Raw genomic sequence first — 15,815 nt, forward strand, 5'->3', positions numbered from 1 at the left:
TGTTCTCAGGTGCAGGCAAGAACGCTTTTGCTGGATCGGTTTATTGATCCTCACAGCTCTTCCTGGCCGCGCCAACGATCGGCCGCCACAAGTCTGCGGAACCGAGCGAAAACCCCGTGATCACAGTGCATTTCATGGCCCTTCGAGTCATGATCCCGTTGGTAAAGCATCCGTTTTGAGCGGTCGTCCGACGAGTCAAACATCACCCTTTCGGACGTCCGACTAAATCGTTATAGAACAAGTGATGCCTTGACGAACGTCCAGCCTGCAGCATTAGCACATCGCGCGGTTCAACAGGGTGAACACGCCGAATTCAAGGAGTTCCGATGCACTTTCTTCACACGCGGTTGACGCGTCTGTTCGCCTGGCTGGTGCCGGCGATGGTCGTCGCGGCCTTCCTCCCCGCGGCGACAGCAAGCACGGCCAACGCTGCGACCACCGCTAACGCCTACGCCGCGAGCGCCATCGGCGTCTCGGCGTCATCATCGGTGGCCAACCTCCGCTCCAACTCGATCGGGCTTGCCAGCTTGAGCTGCACCACCACGTCCGGCCTGAACCGCAAGGCTTCGGCGGCAGGCATCACGCTCCCGTCGCTCATCAGTGGCGGAGCAGTCAACTCAACGGTGCAGACCGCCACCTCCGGCACGGTGAAGACCGCCACCGGCTCCGTGTCGATCGGTGCGACCAGCCTGCTCGGCGGACTGATTTCGGCTACCGCCCTCGGCAGCACGACGACCGCCAGCGTCGACACCAGCACTGGTGCCGGTTCGGCCACGTTCGCCTCGAACCTGGTCGGCCTCACCATTGGTGGTCAGCCGATCGCCGCCAACACCGCTCCGAACACCACGCTCACTGTCAACCTCGGTGGGCTGCCGCTGGCAAAGGCCGTCGTCAACCAGCAACTGGTCTACAAGGCCGGCGGCCTGGAGTGGGGCGTCACGCGTGCGCTGACCGTCACGATCAGCAACACCAACACACTCGGTCTGCCGATCGGCACGCAGGTGATCGTCGGTCAGTCCTTCGCCCGTATGACGCCGCTCCCCCTCGGCGCCTACTCCGTCGGTAGCGGTTACGGTCTGCAGGCCAACCTCGCCAACGGCGTCGCCAAGACCGGGCAGATCGGCCTCGCAGCGGTGCCGTGCACCGGCGGCACCAGCAAGACCACCGTCGCCAGCGGCAGCGTCGCCTCGGTGCTGACCACCGGCACGATCACGACCGCGACCAGCGGCACCGTGACACCGCGAGTCAACGCGTCGGTCACCACGACGGTCAACGGAACCAGCGTGCTTGGTGGACTGATCAGCGTCTCGGCGATCACTGCATCGACGACCTACAGCAAGACCACCAAGGCCTCTGCCGACAACTCTAAGTTCGTCGGGCTCAAGATCGCGGGTCTGCCGCTGATCGGTGACAACATCGCGCCGAACACCACGCTGTCGATCCCCGGCCTGGGTAGCGTCACGTTCCACAAGGTCGTCCAGACGCCGAATGGGATCCGGGTCACGATGCTTTACATCGTGCTCAACAACGCTCTCGGTGTTCTTCCGACCGGCAGCGTCATCTCGGTCGGAGTCTCCCAGTCCGGGACTCCGTGATCTGAACTCCCGGTAGCGCCGGTCAGCGGCGCGCGCCAGGACACGCGAAGGGGCATGGGTCGCAGTCTGCGGCCCATGCCCCTTCGCAATGGTCACGATCTCGGGCGCGTCAGTACGATCTCGCCGCATCGGCGACTTGCGCGTGACACGTGAGATCCATGCGCCGGATGTGACCAGAGAGGCATCAGGATCGACCGCATCGGCGACTTGTGGACCGCTGCGCGACCAGTAACAGGTCGCATCCGGGGATACCGGGAAACGCCGGTCATACAAGAACCGGCCGCGGACACAGGTCTGCCAGTCACATGGGGAGGCGCCGGTCAGGCACGAACAGGCCGCATCCGGGATGCCGGGAAAGGCGCCGGTCAGGCAAGAACAGGCCGCATCCCGGGATGCCGGTCGAGTGGGAAGGCGCCGGTCAGGCCAGTAACAGGTCGCATCCCGGGATGCCGGGGAAGGCGCCGGTCAGGCGCGAACGGGCCCGCCGGGGTCGCCGGGGCCGCCGCGGGAGTCGTCGTCCTTGTCCTCGGGGATCCGGCACCACCCCTGCGCGACGAGCCCGGCCGCAACGGCACCGATCGACGCGACGGTGAGAACGATTGCCTGCACCATGCCGCTCAGCGCCGAGTTGGCGCTCAGACGGCCGGCCTCCACGAGCGCATATGCGGCATACCACCCGGCGACGGCAGCGCCCGCCAGCACGCACGCCTGAGCTGCGACGAGGGTGCGGCGCGCGCGTTGCGGCGACGGCGGCCGCGTCGACATGCCGCGCAGATATGCCCGCACCTCCCAGCCCCCGGCCAGCACCGCGAGCGACAGCAGGACGATCGCGACGAGCGCGAACCAGGTGCCGTGCGGCAGTCCGTTGCCGCGCGACACCGAGAGCCGCAAGAGCGCATAGACCACGCCCAGCACGACGACTCCGACGACGGTGGCATGCCGCCAGGTGACGCCGTTCTCGGTCACAACGGGCTCCAGGCCGGCCCGACCTGTATGTCGGAGCAGTCCATCTCTGCGACCAGAGTCGCGACCTTCTCAGCCCCATCGGTCGTGCGCACCACCGCGAGCGGATCAGCCCCCAACCACGGCACCAGGACGAACGCGCGCTGTGCCGCGCGAGGGTGCGGCAACTGGAGTTCGTCGGTGTCGAGCACGAGGTCGGTGTCGGCGGCAGGATCTCCGACCTGAATCAGATCGAGGTCCAACGTCCTTGCACCCCAACGGATCTCGCGAGTACGGCCACGACCGGCCTCGATTGCGTGCAGGCGTTCGAGCAGCGTCCACGGTGCCAGGCGGGAGCGACCCACGGCGACCGCGTTGTAGTAGTCGGGCTGCGGCGGACCGCCCACGGGCGTCGTCTCGAACAGACCGCTGACGGCGACCAATTCCAGGCCCGGTGTGCGCTCCAGCGACCGCACCGCCGACTGCAGCGTCGCCAGTCGATCGCCGAGATTGGCGCCGAGGGCGATGACCACCTGGCGATCCTGCTCGCGGCGAACCGACACCGACGGACCGGTGAGCCCACCTGTCGCGAAGTCGACGCCGGCGGGTGCGTCCGGCTTGTGGACCGTCACCTCGACCGCCTCGGCAGCCGGTCGCGCGAGTACAGCTGCGGCCATTTGCTCGGCGAGCGTCTCGATCAGGTCGACCGGTGGTTGCGTCATGATGCGCACGGCATCCTGCGCCACGTCGGCGTAACTGATGGTGCGGTCGAGTTGGTCTGATTCGCCGGCCCGGCTCAGATCGCACTCGATCGTGATGTCGACGAAAAACCGCTGCGGGGTGACCTTTTCGTGCTTGAGCACACCGTGGCAGGTGGTGACCGCCACCTGGGTGAGGGCGATCCGGTCGGTCATGGTTGCGCCTCCTGCAGCCGGGCCACCACGTCGCAGGCCACGACCGTGGAAAAGACATCGTGCACCCGCACGGCCCAGACACCGGCCTGCGCCAGGACGACCGAGATCGCCGCCGTGGCGCTGTCGCGCTGGTCGGCGGGCACCACCGTTGCGTCGTCGGCGCGCCCGACGCGCGCCAGGAAGGACTTGCGCGACGCGCCGACCAGCACTGGCAGGCCCAACGCCTTCACATCCTCAAGATGCTGCAGCAGGGCCCAGTTCTGCTCGGCGGTCTTGGCGAATCCGAGACCCGGATCCACCGCGATCGCCTCCCGCGGCACCCCAGCAGCAAGCAGTGCATCGACGCGCGCGGACAGTTCGCGGCACACGTCGGCGACGACATCGTCATACACGGCTCGCGTCTGCATGTCGTGGCTGTGACCGCGCCAGTGCATCGCGACGAAGCCGACACCGGTCCGCGCGACAACGTCAGCCATCTGCGGGTCGGCCAGGCCACCACTGACGTCGTTGACGATCCGGGCACCGGCCTCGACCGCAGCGCGCGCGACCGGTGCGCGCATCGTGTCGATCGACACCCACGCGCCGGCAGCTGCAAGACCGTGGACGACAGGTATGACGCGTCGCAATTCCTCGTCGACGCTGGGCCGGGCCGCGCCGGGGCGGGTGGATTCGCCGCCGACGTCGACGATGTCGGCGCCGTGGTCGAGGAGTTCGCGGCCGTGCGAGATCGCCGCGTTCGCATCGAAGAAGCGGCCACCGTCGGAGAACGAATCCGGGGTGACGTTGACGACGCCCATCACCAGCGGCCGATGGGCCGGCCGGGGCGGCAGGGCCACGCCGGCGACAGCCTCGGTCACCGGCGCGGCTGAGCCTGGATCAGGCTCATCGCCTCGGCACGGGTCGCCGCGTGCCGCAACTGCCCCCGCACGGCGGAGGTGATTGTCGTCGCACCGGGCTTGTGCACACCGCGCATCGACATACACAGGTGTTCGCATTCGACGACGACGATGACGCCCTGCGCACGCAGATGCTCGACGAGCGAATCCGCGATCTGGGTGGTCAGCCGCTCCTGCACCTGCGGACGCTTGGCGAACACGTCGACCAGCCGCGCAATCTTGGACAGACCGGTCACCCGGCCGTCCTCGGCGGGGATGTAGCCCACATGGGCGACACCGTGGAAGGGCACCAGGTGATGCTCGCAGGTCGAATAGACCTCGATGTCGCGCACGATCACCAACTCGGAGTGGTCGACGTCGAAGGTGCGGTTGAGCACGTCGGCCGGCTCCTGCCAGAGCCCCGCGAAGGTCTCGGCATAGGCGCGGGCTACCCGGCCCGGCGTGTCGCGCAGGCCCTCGCGGTCGGGGTCTTCGCCCAAGGCCAGCAGAAGCTCACGAACTGCCGCTGCGGCCCTCTCGAGGTCAACTGTCGGAGGGATCGACATACCCGCCGTCCGGGACCTCGATGACAGCCTCCGGCGGATGCAGCTCCGCCTGCTGCTTGTCTTCTTCCTTCTGCAGGTCGACGCCGTTGGCCAGCGCGCGCTTCTCAGCGGGCGTCAGCACCGGCGGGCGGTCGCTCACGAAGCGGCGGTCGCTGGACAGCCACACCTGCCGGCGGGGGCGTTTGCGCACATCGGCGAAGACCTCCTTGAGCTGGTTGACGTCGAGCGTCTCCTTCTCCAGCAGCTCCAGCACAAGACGGTCGAGCACGTCGCGGTTGTCGTTCAGCGCATGCCAGGCCTCGTCGTGCGCGGCCTCGATCAGGCGGCGGACCTCTTCGTCGACGACTCCGGCGAGTTCCTCGGAGTAGTCGCGCTCGTGGCCCATGTCGCGGCCGAGGAAGACCTCGGAGTTGCCCGAACCGAGCTTGATCGCACCGACGCGCTCCGACATACCGAACTGGGTCACCATCTTGCGGGCGAGCCCGGTGGCCTTCTCGATGTCGTTGGCGGCGCCCGTGCTCGGGTCGTGGAAGACGATCTCCTCGGCGACGCGGCCGCCGAGGGCGTACGCGAGCTGGTCGAGCAGCTCGTTGCGGGTCGTGGAGTATTTGTCGTCGACCGGCAGGACCATCGTGTAACCGAGGGCGCGGCCGCGGGGCAGGATCGTGATCTTGCTGACCGGGTCGGTGTGGTTGAGCGCGGAAGCCACCAGCGCGTGACCACCCTCGTGGTAAGCGGTGATCTTGCGTTCCTTGGCGCTCATCACGCGCGTGCGCTTCTGCGGACCGGCCATGACGCGGTCGATGGCCTCGTCGAGCGCGCGGTTGTCGATGATCTGCGCGTTGGAGCGTGCCGTCAGCAACGCCGCCTCGTTGAGGACGTTGGCCAGATCGGCACCCGAGAACCCCGGGGTGCGACGGGCGACCTGCAGCAGGTCTACGTCCTTGGCCATCGGTTTGCCCTTGGCGTGCACCTGCAGGATGTGGTGGCGACCGCCCATGTCGGGCGCCTCGACCGCGATCTGCCGGTCGAAACGGCCGGGCCGCAGCAACGCCGGGTCGAGGATGTCGGGCCGGTTTGTCGCGGCGATGAGGATGACGTTGGTCTTGACGTCGAAGCCGTCCATCTCGACCAGCAACTGGTTGAGGGTCTGCTCGCGTTCGTCGTGACCGCCGCCCAGACCGGCACCACGGTGGCGACCGACGGCGTCGATCTCGTCGACGAAGATGATGGCCGGTGCGTTGGCCTTGGCCTGCTCGAACAGGTCACGGACGCGGGAGGCACCCACACCGACAAACATCTCGACGAAGTCGGAACCCGAGATCGAGTAGAACGGCACTCCGGCCTCACCGGCCACAGCACGGGCCAGCAGGGTCTTACCGGTGCCGGGAGGGCCGTACAGCAGCACACCCTTGGGGATCTTGGCACCGACGTCGAGGAACTTCTTCGGCGACTGCAGGAACTCCTTGATCTCGTGCAACTCCTCGACCGCCTCGTCGGCACCGGCCACATCGGCGAAGGTGACCTTCGGCATGTCCTTGGTGGCCAGCTTGGCGCGCGACTTGCCGAACTGCATGACACGGGAGCCGCCACCCTGCATCTGGCTCATCAGGAACCAGAAGATGACGATGAACAACAGGAAGGGCGCCAGGCTGATCAGGATCGAGACGAAGATGTTGGTCTTCTGCGGGTCGTCGGTGTAGCCCTTGGACGGCACATGTTGCTGCAGGAGGTTGACCAGGGTGTCACCGCGCGGGCTGACGTAGTCGGCAGAGACCTTCGTCGGGTACTGCGTGCCGTCGATCGTGGTCGGCGACGGAAGTGTCAACTCGATCGAGTCCGGTGTCAGCTTCGCTGACTGAACCTTGCCCGAGGTGATCAGCTGCTCGGCCACCGAGGTGTTGATGTTCTGGTAGCCGCCGACATTGCCGAAGGCGAACCAGAGGATGCCGATCAGAACGACCAGGCCGATCAGGATGCCCGGGTTGCGGGCTACGCGCTTGAAATTCATGAAAGTGCGGGGCGAGGCCCCGATCCTCCTGCTCAGTGGGCGGAGCCCGACGACAGACCAATAGACCGTACACCGCGGAAAACCGCGGTTGAAAAGCGGCGTCCGCGCTGAACAACGCCCGGTCGGGCGCAGGTGTTCCGCACCTCATCCACGTGCGACGGCTTCGCAGGAATGCTCGTCACAAATACACGTGCGGTGCGAGTGTGCCGATGTCGCGCAGATTGCGATAGCGCTCGTCATAGTCGAGGCCGTAGCCCACGACGAATTCGTTCGGTATGTCGAAGCCGACGTACCTGCAGTCGATGTCGACCTTGGCCGCATCGGGCTTGCGCAGCAGCGTGCAGATCTCCAGCGACGCGGGTTCGCGCGAGCGCAGGTTGCTGCAGATCCAGTTCAGGGTCAGACCAGAGTCGATGATGTCTTCGACGATCAGCACGTGCCGACCGGAGATGTCGGTGTCGAGGTCCTTGAGGATCCGCACCACACCAGAGGACTTGGTGCCCGAGCCGTATGACGACACCGCCATCCAGTCCATCGGGGCCGAACCCGGCAGCGCTCGCATGAGATCGGCCATCACCAGGATCGCGCCCTTCAGCACTCCGACGAGCAGCACGTCCTTGCCCTCGTAGTCGGCCCAGATCTCCGCAGCCAGCTCTTCGAGCCGGGCGTGAATCTGGTCCTCGGTGAACAGCACGTGGTCGAGGTCGTTGCCCATGTGGCGGGAGTCCATGCACCTATTGAACCTGACGCGGCAGCACCTCGATCACCCCGTGCTGCCGTCGTACTCGCAGGCCGCCCGGAATGTCGATCGGCCCCTGACCGCGCCATGCGGTGAGCAGGGCATCGACGGCATCGACGTGCACCTTGCCGAGGTCGCCACCCGGGGACCCCGCCGTCGTGAGGACCGCGCGCCATACCCGGCTTCGCAGCGCGGGCGCCAGAGCCGTGAATTCGGCGACCTGCCAAGGAGGCTCACCGAGCACGTATGCCGCAGCTGCCGCCTGCCTGTCGAGTTCGTCGCAGTCCTGTCGCACGAGTGCGGCCGTCCTGGCCAGGCCTGCCGTCACGCCCGGGCCGATCTCGGATTCAAGCTCGGCCAGGGCCCGTCGCACGCGCACCCGCAGGTAGCGCGGGTCGTCGTTGTGCGGGTCGTGCCAGGGCTGCAGATCGAGAGCGGCGCACGCCTCATGGGTCTGGGCCCGGGTGATGCCGAGCAGCGGCCGCAGCAAGCGGAGGCCCTCGGGCGTGGCGCGGGAGTCGGCGCTCATCCCGGTGACGGCTCGCGCGCCGGACCCGCGAGCAAGGCCGAGCAACACGGTCTCGGCCTGATCGTCGCGGGTGTGGCCGAGCAGCACCGCCTCGGCGCCACTGCGGTTCGCCGCTGCGGCAAGGGCGGCATACCGAGCGGCGCGGGCCGCCGCCTCAGGTCCGTCACGGGTGTCGGCGACATCGACCCGCTCGACGAGAGCCGGCTGCAGGCCGAGGTCCGCACATTGGGCAGCGGCATGGTGGGCCACGGCGGCGGAGCCACTCTGCAACTGGTGGTCGACGGTGATCGAACCGGCACGCAGGCCGAGACCGGGCGCTTCGAAGGCGACTGCGGAGGCGAGCGCCAGGGAGTCGGCGCCGCCGGAGACCGCAACAAGGACAACGGCGTTCGGCGGCAGCGCGGCCTCCGTCAGACAACGCCGCACGGCCAGGCGGACGGCCGCGACAGAGGGCGCCGGCCCCGTCATACGTGCGCTGGGTTGTCGGCGGTCCCGTGGCCTGGAGTCGGGTGGTGGAGCGTCGGAGCGTCGGGATTCCGGCCCGCCGGCGACCGGGTGTCGCGCTCGATCGTCGGGTCAGCCATGGACACGGGCGACCCACTTGTGCGGCGCCTCGATCTCGGCGGCGGTCGGCAGGGTCTGCGGCGAGGACCAGATCGCGTTGAATCCGTCGACGCCGACCTGCTCCTGCACCGCCCGGCAGAATGCGGCGCCGTCGCGGTACTGCCGCATCTTGGCCTCGAAGCCCAGCAACCTGCGGATCACCCGGTCGAGGCTGCCGGCTCCACGACGCCGCTCGTTGAAGCGAGCGCGGATCTCAGTGACGGTCGGCACGACCTGCGGACCTACGTCGTCCATGACGACGTCGGCGTGACCTTCGAGCAATGACATGACGGCGGTGAGGTCGGCGATCTCAGCACGCTGCTGCGGTGTCACGACCAGGTCGCTCAGTCCGCCGCCGCCCTCGCGCACAGCTGATGGCAATGCCTTGACGACGTTCTGCATCCGCTCCTGCAGCGCCGCTGGGTCGGGGACCAGGTCGACCACCAACTGGCGGGAGCGCTCGATGAGGTGCTCGCGCAGCCACGGCACCGCTGTGAACTGCACCCGGTGGGCCTCCTCGTGCAGACAGACCCAGAGCCGGAAGTCCCTCGGCGACACCTGCAACTCTCGCTCGGCGGCCACGATGTTGGGTGCGATCAGCAGCAGGCTGGGCTGCCCTTGTGGAGCCAGGTCGAACTGCCCCAGCACCTTCGTCGCGACGAAAGCCATCAGGCCACCGGTTTCGGCTCCGGTGATCTTGGCGCCTACGGCGCGAGCGCGCGGGCCGGCCTGCTTCTTGGCGGTGATCTTGTCGACAACCGGTCCGAGCAGGTCGGCCATCGAGTCAACATTGAGGTCGATCCATGCACCGCGGTCGACGACGCGCACCGGGCTGTCGGGGCCGACGCTTGCGTCCATCCGCGAGGTCTCGGCGACGGGACCCTGCGCGGTCATCGCTGCTTCGCGCAGGTTCTCGACGGCGTCGGCGGCTTCGGTGGCCGTTATCTCGGGCCCGTCCGCCACCAGCCGCCGGGCAGCACGCTTGGCGAGGGTCCAGTCGACATACAGCTCAGACATGCACCGAGCGTATGCCGTGGCTGCGCAGGCTCCCCCACCATCCGGGGCACCGCACAACCTGGCCCTACCCACCTGTCGGCCAAACCCACTCCGCGCGCACTGTGCACAGCCCCACCATCCGGGGCACCGCACAGCCCGACCCAACTCACTCAACCCGTTCCACAGGTCACTCAACCCGCTCCGCAGGCACTCTGCGCTGCCCACCATCCGGGCACCGCACAACCTGGCCCCACCCACCTGACGGCCAAACCCACTCCGCGCGCACTGTGCACAGCCCCACCATCCGGGGCACCGCACAACCTGGCCCCACCCACCTGACGGCCAAACCCACTCCGCGCGCACTGTGCACAGCTCCACCATCCGGGGCACCGCAGAACCTGGCCCCACCCACCTGGCGGCCAGACCCACTCCGCGCGCACTGTGCGGTCGGCGCACTACTCACGGCTGGGCCGACAGACCACGGAGACCACACTGGTCACGCCCACCCCACGGTATTGGCTGGGATGTCGATTTCTTCCGCTCCAATGGGCGGTACTCGTAAGTAAGCGTCATGTCGGCCAGGCCAGCCGGCCGCCGATGGGCGTCAGCTGGAGCCCTGGCACTCCGACCCACATCCGCACGCGGCGCAGACGCCAATGCACCCTGAGGCAAAGCCACTTGCCGTCGTCGAGCGCGCGAGTTCGTGCGGGAGGCCGGGGACCATCACCCGGGCCAGCAGCGCGGCGGCGACCAGCGCGCGAGTACGTGCGAGGCCGGGATCATCACCCGGGCGCGCGGCGCGGCGGCGACCAGCGGGCGAGTTCGTGCGCGAGGCCGGGACACACGCGACCGGAAACGCGTGCCTCAGGTGACACTAGTGCGGCGTGGAGGAGCGGCCGGCGAACGGCATACGTGTGGATAACTTCTGTGGCGCGCCGCTGAAGCTTGCGATGCTCCTGCATGGCCATCGACCCGGTACCTGCGCTCGACGGAATCTTCAGCCATGGCGATGCTGTCGCGGCCGGTCTCACCCATCGTCAGCTCGAACGCAACTACATCCGCCTGCTGCCCGGGCGGTGGATTCGAAACACGACGCCTGTCACACAACATCTGATTCGGCAAGCCGCTCTCAGCCTCGCCCCGCGTGGCGCGCTGCTGTGCCATGCGACCGCCGCCGAACTCCACGGTGGCGTCGTGCCGCAGACGAGTTCGATACACGTCGGCATCCTCCAGGGTCAACGGGTGCGCACTGGCGGCATCACCGCCCACCACTATGAGGTCCTTCCCAAAACCGTTGTAGTACAGGGGCTTCCAGTCACGTCGACGCAGCAGACGTTCGTCGATCTCGCGCGTTGCCTTCCCCTTGTTGATGCGGTCGTCCTCGGAGATTCATTCGTCCGCAGAGACCATTCCGCGCTTGAGCAACTGCTGACGCTCGCACGGGAGGCTCGAGGGCGTGGTTCCCGAACGGCCATCCGCGCAGCGGAACTGTTGCGCGTCGGCGCGGAATCGCCATACGAAACCCGGATCCGCCTACTGATGGCGCTGGCAGGGCTGCCCGAGCCCGTCCTCCAGCACCTTGTGCGGGACGCAAGAGGCAGGATCGTCTACCGGCTGGACTTGGCGTACCCGCACTGTCGAGTCGCGGTCGAGTATGACGGGGCGCATCACGCGACAGCGGCCCAGCGAAGCGTCGACCATCAACGACGCGAGGACTTGGAGTCAGTCGGATGGCGGGTGGTGGTGGCGACCGCCAGCGACATTCACAGCAGGCCCGAGCTTCTTCTGACGAGAATCCGGAACGCGTTGCGGTTGGCCGGCGGACGGCTGACCCTGCCTTCCGAGGAGTGGCGCCTACACTTCCGGCCTGCGCTGTAAGCAGGACGACTCGTGCCGGGCAAGTAGCGCGGCCACTGGACGAGCGAGCGGCCTCGGCGTACTACCCCCCGCGAGGTTGGGTACGCGGTCTGCGGGTGAGGCACCTCTGAGCGCGGTGTGATGACCAGCGGGCCGGGCGGGTAAGGCACTCGGACGGGACGACCCGGCTCCGGGGCCTGGTCGACATGACGCTTACTTACGAGTATCGACGCGTGGGCCGGAACAGATCGACATCTCAACCACCGCCGTAGGACAGGCGAGGCACATGAGACCAAAGGCGCCAACCCCAAACGCCATACTTTGGGCGGCCGCCGGACGCCGGACGCCGGACGCTGGTCGACATGACGCTTACTTACGAGTATCGACGCGTGAGCCGGAACTGATCGACATCTCAACCACCGCATGGGACAGGCGAGACACACGAGACCAGCTGGGGCCCCGTCCGCACCGTCCGAAGAATCGGTGGCGTGCAGCAGCAGGAAGCCGGAGCCGTGCACGTCAGGCGCAGCCGGAGCCGTGCACGTCAGGCGCAGCCGGAGCCGTGCAGGTCAGGCGCAGCCGGCGGCGTGCAGCAGCAGGAAGCCGGAGCCGTGCAGATCACGAGCAGCCGCAGCCCTGCAGCGCGGCGATGATGTTGTCGAGGGCGGCGCGGGTGGCGTAGCTGCCCTGCGACTCCGGGCCGTTGTTGATGAGCGCGAAGACCAGCACCCGGTCGTCGGCGTCGATCACCGTGCCCGCGAGCGCCGCGACCCCCAGCAACGAACCAGTCTTGGCGCGCACGTCGCCAGCCGCGGATTCGTTGGTGCTGGCCTGGAACCGGTTGTCGAGCGTGCCGTTGTAGCCGCCGACGGACAGACGACTCAGCACCTGCGCGAAGGGCTTGTTCTTGCCGGTGGTGCCCGACACCAACACGTCGCTCAGCAATCTCGCAGGCACCGTCGTCCCCTCGGAGAGCCCGCACACATCCTGAAGTTTGACGCCGCTCAGGTCGAAACCACCTGCAGCCAGCGTCCTTTCGACGAATCCGGCGACATCCGCGGTGCTTCCGCCGATGCCATGCACGAATGCCGCCTGCCGCGCGAGCGACTCGATCATGGCGTTGTCACTCTGCTGCAGCGCGTCCCCCAGCACGTCGACCAACGGCGATGAGTAGACCGCCCCAAGCTGCGCCGCGCCCGACTCCGCCTTCACCGAGCTGCCAGAAACGACCGAAACACCCTGCGCCTGAAGGTCTTTGGCAAATGCAGCCTTGGTCGACGCCACCGGATCGGCCGGGGTGGGCCGGGCCGGATCGGTCGCTCGCTGCGTCGACAACCCCAGCATCGCAATGCGCGCGGTGTAGCCGAGCGCAACCTCCTGCGCTGTCCAGTGCGCAGCAGTCAACGGCCCCGGGGCGTATGACGTATCCACGTCCAGCGACACCGAGGTGCGACCCTGCCGCTTGAGGTTGGCTGCGACCTGCGCGGCCAGATCGGCCAGTCCGGCATGACCGTTGACTGCATCGGGGTCGCCTTTGCCGGGGTTCAGCGCGGTGTCGCCACCGGCCACCAGGATGATCGAATTGCCGCCACCCGCAACAACTTTGGTCACAAGCGGCTTCGCCAGGTCCATCGTGTTGGCGATGGCCCACGCCGTGAGAAGTTTCGTGGTCGACGCCGGGGTCAGCGCCTTGTTCTGATCCTGGGTGAAGAGCACCGAGCCGGTCAGCGCGTCACGCACCTCGAAGGCGGTGGTGCCGGTGAGCACGCTGCTGTGCAAGGCCGTCGAGATACGAGCTGCCACCTTCGCCGGCAATGCCACCGAGCCGTCGGCGATCGCGATGCCGGCGGGAATCAACGGCGCAGCCGGCGCGGCGACCTTCGGCCCGACAGTGCTCGCTCCCGGCTGCGGCACCGCCGGGCGAGCCGCACCCGCGGTCGTCAGCGGGCCGGGAGCACCGGCATACGCGTTGAGGGCGCCGTACCCGCAGACCGCCACGAGCAGGCCACCGGCAGTGACTGCCGCGATGGCTGGTCGGCGCATTCGTGACCCTCGTGTTCTCGTCGTGGCGGGCTGTGCGGGAGACTGGGCGCAGCAGATACACCAACCCATCTGAACCAAAAGGAACGCTACATGGAGTTCGACGTCACGATCGAGATCCCCCGCGGCAGCCGCAACAAGTACGAAATCGACCACGAGACCGGTCGGATTCGCCTAGACCGCCGCCTGTTCACCTCGATGCAGTACCCCGCCGACTACGGCTACATCGAGCACACACTCGGCGAGGACGGCGACCCGTTGGACGCGATCCTGCTGATCGAGGAGTCCGTGGTGCCCGGCTGCGTCGTCGAGGCTCGGCCGATCGCCGTCTTCAAGATGGTCGACGAGGCCGGTGGCGACGACAAGATCCTGTGTGTCGTCGCGGGCGACCCGCGCACCGACGGTATGAACGACCTGGCCGACGTGCCGGAGTTCCTGCAGGCCGAGATCAAGCACTTCTTCGAGACCTACAAGGCCCTCGAGCCGGGCAAATCGGTCGAAGACGGCTCGCACTGGGTCGGACGCGCCGAGGCCGAGCAGATCGTCGGCGAGGCGATCGCCCGCGCCAAGGACCAGGGCGTCGACACCGCACGTTGGGCTATGCCCGCCGGTCACTGACACGGCGTGACCTGACACCCCGCGACCTGACACGGCGTGACCTGACACCCCGCGACCTGACACCCCGCAGTATCGAACGGCAAGCGGCCGATCACCGACCAGGTGGTCGGCCGCTTCTGTATGCCGCGCCCGGCCGTGGCACACCGACCCGCAGATGCGCCAGACCGTCGTGCGCGTGGACCAGCCGACGAGTGCGTCGACGCAGCCGCACGATCTGCACGATGCCAACGAACCACACGAGGTACTGCACGCTCAGCGCGACCCGAAAGGCGTGCAGGTCATACGTATTCGGTCCACCGGGTGAGAGATGATCCAGCAGCAGGCCGATCAGCAGGATCGAGCCGAGGGCCGCGCTGAAGCCTCCGACGTTGACGATCCCGGAGGCGCTGCCCAGTCGCCCGGGCGGATTGAACGTGCGGGCCAGGTCGAATCCGATCATCGACCCCGGCCCACCGATCGCGGTGACGAGCACCAGCACGATCAGCAGCCACAGCGGCGCCCGCCCCGGCCAGAGCAGCACCACCGCCCACATCGTCATGATGCCGGTCACGGTGGTCAGCACGAGGCTTGAGCGGGAATACGGGAATCGCGCGGTGAACGCTCCGTAGAGCGGACTCGTCGAAATCGAGGCGACGATCATCAGCTCCAACAACAGGCTCGCCATACCGGTCGACAGACCTTCGCCCTTGGTGAGGAACGGGAATCCCCACATCAGGGTGAACACCGTCGCCGAGAACTGCGAGGTGAAATGGCACCAGAGCCCGAGGCGGGTGCCCGGCTCCCGCCAGGTCATCGCCACGCCCTGCCGCACGGCACGTAACCGCACCTGGGTGCGTGCGGTGCTGCGGTATGGCGAATCCCGCACCACAACAACGAGAATCGCGCCGAAGATCACACCTGCGCCGGCCGCGAGCTCGTATGACGTGCGCCAGCCGAGGTCGCGCAACGCGAAGGCCAACGGCCCTTCGGCGGTGATCGCTCCGATCTGCCCGAACACGCTGCACAGCTGCGTCATGATCGGTGTTCGCGCGGGCGGGAACCACAATGCGACGAGCCTCAGCAGCGACACGAAGATCATGGCGTCCCCCATGCCGACGAAGACGCGCGCGACGATTCCGGCGGCGAAGGTGTGGGCGTAGGCGAAGCCGAACTGAGCCAGGCTCATCGTGATGATCCCGGCGAGCAGCAGCGCCTTGGATCCGTAGCGGTCCAACAGCACACCGACCGGCACCTGCATCGCGGCATACACCAGCAGTTGGACCACGACGAAGGTCGCGAGTTGCCCGGAACTGATGTGGAATCGGTCCGCGGCGATCACCCCGGCGACGCCGAGAGAAGTTCGGTGAAAGATCGCCAGGATGTAGATGGACAGCGCGGACAACCACACCGCCCACGCCCGTCGACCACCGAGTGGCCACAGCGGAGAAGCGTATTCACCGGATCCGGCCAACGCGGGCGAGGTGGTCGATGCCGACTGGGCGGACTCCTGCGGCGTCGATGCCGACGGCCCTGCCGCGGTCGCACTCACGA

13 protein-coding genes are annotated in these 15,815 nt (G+C 67.6%); 3 read left to right on the top strand and 10 right to left on the bottom strand.

Annotated elements, in window-relative coordinates:
- Positions 1 to 326 precede the first annotated feature (326 nt).
- Positions 327 to 1,595: a choice-of-anchor P family protein gene (locus BKA23_RS11300; protein WP_145228690.1), complete on the top strand. Its 1,269-nt coding sequence runs from the start codon at positions 327 to 329 to the stop codon at positions 1,593 to 1,595.
- A 465-nt stretch (positions 1,596 to 2,060) separates the two neighbouring features.
- On the opposite strand, the gene BKA23_RS11305 is transcribed toward BKA23_RS11300, so the two are convergent.
- From BKA23_RS11305 to BKA23_RS11340, 8 genes are all read right to left on the bottom strand, one after another.
- Positions 2,061 to 2,561 carry a DUF3180 domain-containing protein gene (locus BKA23_RS11305; protein WP_170226488.1) on the bottom strand — a complete coding sequence of 167 codons (501 nt, stop codon included), beginning with the start codon at positions 2,559 to 2,561 and terminating at the stop codon, positions 2,061 to 2,063.
- On the bottom strand, positions 2,558 to 3,451 hold the full coding sequence (gene folK, locus BKA23_RS11310) for a 2-amino-4-hydroxy-6-hydroxymethyldihydropteridine diphosphokinase (protein WP_145228692.1): 894 nt from the start codon (positions 3,449 to 3,451) through the stop codon (positions 2,558 to 2,560). The genes BKA23_RS11305 and folK overlap by 4 nt, the downstream gene beginning before the upstream one ends.
- The gene (gene folP, locus BKA23_RS11315) at positions 3,448 to 4,248 is read right to left on the bottom strand and encodes a dihydropteroate synthase (protein WP_145229535.1); all 801 of its coding nucleotides are present in this window, start codon (positions 4,246 to 4,248) and stop codon (positions 3,448 to 3,450) included. Before folP ends, folK begins: the two co-directional genes overlap by 4 nt.
- A gap of 56 nt (positions 4,249 to 4,304) precedes the next feature.
- The gene (folE, locus tag BKA23_RS11320; protein ID WP_145228693.1) at positions 4,305 to 4,892 is read right to left on the bottom strand and encodes a GTP cyclohydrolase I FolE; all 588 of its coding nucleotides are present in this window, start codon (positions 4,890 to 4,892) and stop codon (positions 4,305 to 4,307) included.
- Positions 4,870 to 6,903 carry an ATP-dependent zinc metalloprotease FtsH gene (ftsH, locus tag BKA23_RS11325; RefSeq protein WP_145228694.1) on the bottom strand — a complete coding sequence of 678 codons (2,034 nt, stop codon included), beginning with the start codon at positions 6,901 to 6,903 and terminating at the stop codon, positions 4,870 to 4,872. The genes folE and ftsH overlap by 23 nt, the downstream gene beginning before the upstream one ends.
- A gap of 178 nt (positions 6,904 to 7,081) precedes the next feature.
- On the bottom strand, positions 7,082 to 7,633 hold the full coding sequence (gene hpt / locus BKA23_RS11330) for a hypoxanthine phosphoribosyltransferase (RefSeq protein WP_145228695.1): 552 nt from the start codon (positions 7,631 to 7,633) through the stop codon (positions 7,082 to 7,084).
- A 4-nt stretch (positions 7,634 to 7,637) separates the two neighbouring features.
- Positions 7,638 to 8,639: a tRNA lysidine(34) synthetase TilS gene (tilS, locus tag BKA23_RS11335; RefSeq protein ID WP_145228696.1), complete on the bottom strand. Its 1,002-nt coding sequence runs from the start codon at positions 8,637 to 8,639 to the stop codon at positions 7,638 to 7,640.
- A 108-nt stretch (positions 8,640 to 8,747) separates the two neighbouring features.
- The gene (locus BKA23_RS11340) at positions 8,748 to 9,791 is read right to left on the bottom strand and encodes a zinc-dependent metalloprotease (RefSeq protein ID WP_145228697.1); all 1,044 of its coding nucleotides are present in this window, start codon (positions 9,789 to 9,791) and stop codon (positions 8,748 to 8,750) included.
- Between the two features lie 939 nt (positions 9,792 to 10,730).
- Between BKA23_RS11340 and BKA23_RS11345 the strand changes: the two genes are divergently transcribed.
- Complete coding sequence (locus BKA23_RS11345) at positions 10,731 to 11,648, top strand: endonuclease domain-containing protein (RefSeq protein WP_145228698.1); 918 nt, start codon at positions 10,731 to 10,733, stop codon at positions 11,646 to 11,648.
- 597 nt (positions 11,649 to 12,245) lie between these two features.
- On the opposite strand, the gene BKA23_RS11350 is transcribed toward BKA23_RS11345, so the two are convergent.
- Positions 12,246 to 13,670: a D-alanyl-D-alanine carboxypeptidase/D-alanyl-D-alanine-endopeptidase gene (locus tag BKA23_RS11350; RefSeq protein WP_170226489.1), complete on the bottom strand. Its 1,425-nt coding sequence runs from the start codon at positions 13,668 to 13,670 to the stop codon at positions 12,246 to 12,248.
- A gap of 90 nt (positions 13,671 to 13,760) precedes the next feature.
- On the opposite strand from BKA23_RS11350, the gene BKA23_RS11355 reads away from it, so the two are divergent.
- Positions 13,761 to 14,285, top strand: a complete 525-nt coding sequence (locus tag BKA23_RS11355) for an inorganic diphosphatase (RefSeq protein ID WP_145228700.1) — start codon at positions 13,761 to 13,763, stop codon at positions 14,283 to 14,285.
- A 91-nt stretch (positions 14,286 to 14,376) separates the two neighbouring features.
- On the opposite strand, the gene BKA23_RS11360 is transcribed toward BKA23_RS11355, so the two are convergent.
- Complete coding sequence (locus tag BKA23_RS11360; protein ID WP_246104623.1) at positions 14,377 to 15,813, bottom strand: MFS transporter; 1,437 nt, start codon at positions 15,811 to 15,813, stop codon at positions 14,377 to 14,379.
- Between the last annotated feature and the right edge of the window lie 2 nt (positions 15,814 to 15,815).

Source organism: Rudaeicoccus suwonensis, assembly GCF_007829035.1.
Taxonomy (GTDB): domain Bacteria; phylum Actinomycetota; class Actinomycetes; order Actinomycetales; family Dermatophilaceae; genus Rudaeicoccus; species Rudaeicoccus suwonensis.

Excerpts from the sequence above, each read along its gene's own strand:
- BKA23_RS11300 (WP_145228690.1), top strand. The coding sequence starts at position 327 with ATGCACTTTCTTCACACGCGGTTGACGCGTCTGTTCGCCTGGCTGGTG.
- folK (WP_145228692.1), bottom strand. The coding sequence starts at position 3,451 with ATGACCGACCGGATCGCCCTCACCCAGGTGGCGGTCACCACCTGCCAC.
- folP (WP_145229535.1), bottom strand. The coding sequence starts at position 4,248 with ATGGGCGTCGTCAACGTCACCCCGGATTCGTTCTCCGACGGTGGCCGC.
- folE (WP_145228693.1), bottom strand. The coding sequence starts at position 4,892 with ATGTCGATCCCTCCGACAGTTGACCTCGAGAGGGCCGCAGCGGCAGTT.
- ftsH (WP_145228694.1), bottom strand. The coding sequence starts at position 6,903 with ATGAATTTCAAGCGCGTAGCCCGCAACCCGGGCATCCTGATCGGCCTG.
- hpt (WP_145228695.1), bottom strand. The coding sequence starts at position 7,633 with ATGGACTCCCGCCACATGGGCAACGACCTCGACCACGTGCTGTTCACC.
- tilS (WP_145228696.1), bottom strand. The coding sequence starts at position 8,639 with ATGACGGGGCCGGCGCCCTCTGTCGCGGCCGTCCGCCTGGCCGTGCGG.
- BKA23_RS11340 (WP_145228697.1), bottom strand. The coding sequence starts at position 9,791 with ATGTCTGAGCTGTATGTCGACTGGACCCTCGCCAAGCGTGCTGCCCGG.
- BKA23_RS11345 (WP_145228698.1), top strand. The coding sequence starts at position 10,731 with ATGGCCATCGACCCGGTACCTGCGCTCGACGGAATCTTCAGCCATGGC.
- BKA23_RS11350 (WP_170226489.1), bottom strand. The coding sequence starts at position 13,670 with ATGCGCCGACCAGCCATCGCGGCAGTCACTGCCGGTGGCCTGCTCGTG.
- BKA23_RS11355 (WP_145228700.1), top strand. The coding sequence starts at position 13,761 with ATGGAGTTCGACGTCACGATCGAGATCCCCCGCGGCAGCCGCAACAAG.